This window comes from Marinobacter sp. (assembly GCF_041686475.1).
Classification (GTDB): Bacteria; Pseudomonadota; Gammaproteobacteria; order Pseudomonadales; family Oleiphilaceae; genus Marinobacter.
The window spans coordinates 1-3554 of record NZ_JAWLDU010000076.1; the positions used below are offsets into that span (position 1 = coordinate 1).

General features: G+C 58.7%; 2 protein-coding genes. One reads left to right on the plus strand and one right to left on the minus strand.

What is annotated here, in order from left to right:
* Positions 1-271 precede the first annotated feature (271 nt).
* Positions 272-1804, minus strand: a complete 1533-nt coding sequence (locus ACESMB_RS13455) for a cryptochrome/photolyase family protein (protein WP_372971798.1) — start codon at positions 1802-1804, stop codon at positions 272-274.
* A 350-nt stretch (positions 1805-2154) separates the two neighbouring features.
* Here ACESMB_RS13455 and hemN point away from each other — a divergent pair.
* Positions 2155-3554: oxygen-independent coproporphyrinogen III oxidase (gene hemN / locus ACESMB_RS13460; protein ID WP_372971799.1), on the plus strand; the 1400-nt coding region annotated here is incomplete at its 3' end.

Here is a 3554-nt window from a genome sequence, read left to right on the forward strand (position 1 = left end):
TTAACGGTGTCTACGGTTTCGCCGGCCACCTCATTAAGGCCAGCCTCACCCCGGGCCGGTACCTGGTAGGGTGACGACTCAAAGGTGTACAGGTTCAGTATCGGGGGCCGGGCGTGACACACAGATAGAGCAGCTGTGCCGATTATCCCCAGCGCCAGGGATAGTCGATCCATGATGACCGCGGTATCCATTCTGTTAACAATACTGACTGAGCCTAGCACCTACCCGGGGCTTTTGCCTCACAGCGTTATGTTGACAGCGAGCTTTGCAGTCAGAGCTGCTCCAGTCGAGCCAGCAGATCGTCGGCACGCTGGAGCAGCGCCTCCCGCCGTTCCGGCTTCTGTTTGTCCCAGTTCCGGTACATCATGCCCATGCGGGGGTTACCGGCAAAATCATCCCGGTGCCGGTTAATGAAGTGCCAATACAGGGCGTTGAACGGGCAGGCATCCTCTTCCGTGGATTTGTTCACCTTGTAATGGCAGTTGCTGCAGTGGTCGGACATGCGCTGTATGTACTTGCCGCTTGCTGCATAGGGCTTCGAACCCAGATAGCCGCCGTCTGCGTGCATCACCATGCCGAGTACGTTGGGTAACTCGACCCAGTCATAGGCGTCGGCATACACCGCCAGATACCAGTCACAGACCTCCTCGGGCGTGACCCCGGCCAGCAGCGCGAAATTACCGGTGACCATCAGCCGCTGGATGTGGTGGGCATAGGCGTTGCGGCGAGTGGCATCAATGGCCTTGTGCATACAGCGCATCTTTGTGTCGCCGGTCCAGTAGAACCAGGGCAGGGCACGGGTATTGCCGAGCCGGTTCTCCCTGGCGTACTCCGGCATATTCATCCAGTAGATCCCCCGCACAAACTCCCGCCAGCCCAGAATCTGACGGATAAAACCCTCCACCGCATTGATCGGCGCACGCCCCGCGTGCCAGGCCTGTGCTGCCGCTTCGCAAACGGCCAGGGGATCCAGAAGACCAGAGTTTATGTAAGGCGACAGAATGGAATGGAATAGCCAGTCCTCGTCGTCAGACATGGCATCCTGAAAGTCGCCGAAACAGGGCAGGGCGAAATCAATAAAGTAATCCAGTGCCGCCTCTGCATCCTCTGACGTCACGGCGAAGTGGAAGTCCTCCGTGGTGCCGAAGTGGTCGGCAAGGTGCTCCTCCACCAGACCAATCACCTCCCGCGTCACCTCATCGGGCTCCACACGGAAGGGAGCGGGGGCTGCCGGCTTGCCCGTCCACTTGCGCCGGTTATCCGCATCAAAGTTCCACTGCCCACCCTCGGGTTTGCCATCGGGAGTCATTAATAAACCGGTTTTTCGCCGCATTTCCCGGTAAAAGAACTCCATTCGCAACTGTTTGCGCCCCTCCGCCCAGTCCGCGAACTCCTGCTTGCTGGCAATAAAACGGGAATCCGGGCGGGTCTCCACCGGCACCCCGAGCCGCTCAGGCCACTGACTGATTTGCTCATGCAACCGCCACTCGCCACATTCCGTGGTGATCACCCTGTCTGCGCCGGTCTCTCTGAGCTGGCCGGCGACAACAGCCTCCAGGCTCTTTGCCTCGCTATCCGGGTGGTAAGCCTGATAGTGAACCTGCCAGTCATCCGCTTTGAGCCACTGGGCAAAATGGCGCATCGCGCTAAAAAGCAGCACGATTTTCTTCTTGTGATGATTGGTGTAGCTGGCTTCGTCATGGACTTCCGCCATCACGATCCTGTCCCGTTTCCGGTCAGCATTTTCGAGGGCGCTGATGTCTTTCGTCAGTTGGTCGCCGAGAATCAGAATCAGATTGGGCATGGCAGAAGTTGTGCTCCGTTTTTGGAGTGGCGGCTTGGCAGAATAGTCAGGTTGGCGGAGGGAATGCCCTGCCAAAATCGTGCGTAGCCATGGATGGCGGAGCCGAGCGTACAGGGACGTATCCACAGCGTATTTTGGCAGGGCATTCCCTCCGCTAACCGGGCGCCGAACACCAAACACCCCCATAAGGGGTAGCAAAGATACGCCAAGAGCCCAAGGGTGGTTCACGCAAGCGACTGTTAAACTGAAATCATCGGTCAGCTGACCCGCATCAAAAAGCGTAGCACCGGCATGCCCTAGAATGTCGCCAAATCCCGGCTGCCCCCGTTTTCGATACCAGAGTTTCTATTATGACTGCCACCGCCAAACTGAAAACCACAGAATCCACCCTCCCGGAATTCATCTGGGACGAAGCGCTGATCCGCCGTTACGACCTCAGCGGCCCACGCTACACCTCCTATCCGACGGCAGTGGAGTTCAACCAGAACTACCCGGTGGAAGACATGGTAAAGGCAGCCGCCCGCAGCAAGGCCAGCGGCCGGCCATTGTCGTTGTATACCCACCTGCCATTCTGCGCACACCTCTGCTACTACTGCGCCTGCAACAAAGTGATCACCAAAAAGCGCGACAAGGCCATGCCATACGTGGAGCGGTTGCTGAAGGAAGCTGCAATCCAGTCTCGTCTGTTCGGTGCGGATCGGCCGGTGACACAGTTGCACTGGGGCGGCGGTACGCCCACGTTCCTGCCCAAAGACGTGATGGAACACCTGATGGCAGGTTACGCCGAACTGTTCAACCTGCAGACCGGTGAAGACCGGGATTACAGCGTGGAGATTGACCCGCGCGAAGTGGACCAGGACACACTGCAGACACTCTGGGACCTGGGCTTCAACCGCATCAGCCTGGGTGTCCAGGATGTGAATCCCGAAGTGCAGAAGGCGGTGAATCGCATCCAGCCCCGGGAAATGACCGAGGCCGTGCTGAATGAAGCGCGTCGGCTGGGCTTCCGTTCCATCAACCTGGACCTGATCTACGGCCTGCCCCACCAGACACCGGAGACCTTTGCCGAAACCCTGGAAGCCGTGATCGAGATGTCACCGGATCGGCTATCAGTGTTCAGCTACGCTCACCTGCCGGATCGCTTCTACCCGCAAACCCGGATTCTGGCAGATACACTGCCCACCCCCCAGCAGAAACTGACCATTCTGCACAACACCATCAATCGCCTGCTCGAGGCCGGCTACGAATACATCGGCATGGACCACTTCGCGAAGCCGGATGACAGCCTGGCAGTGGCCCAGCGTGAGGGCCGGCTGCACCGGAATTTCCAGGGTTATACCACCCATTCCGAATGCGACCTGGTGTCCCTGGGTGTTTCCGCGATAGGTCAGACCGACGACGCCTACTTCCAGAACAACCATGATCTGCCGTCCTGGGAAGCAGCTATCGATGCCGGTCAGCTTGCCATCACCAAGGGCGTGAACCTGACCCGTGACGACCGTATCCGCCGCTGGGTGATCGGCCAGCTGATCTGCCACTTCCGGCTGGACCGCCAACTGTTTGCAGAGGTCTGGCAGGAGGATCTGGACCGTTACTTCACCGATGAACTGAACCGCCTGAAACCGATGATTCAGGATGAGCTGATTGCGGACGACGGCAATGCTCTGCAGGTTCAGCCCGCGGGCCGGTTACTGATTCGGGCGATCTGCCAGATCTTTGATCTTTATCGGAAGGAAGGCGCCAGCCAGAG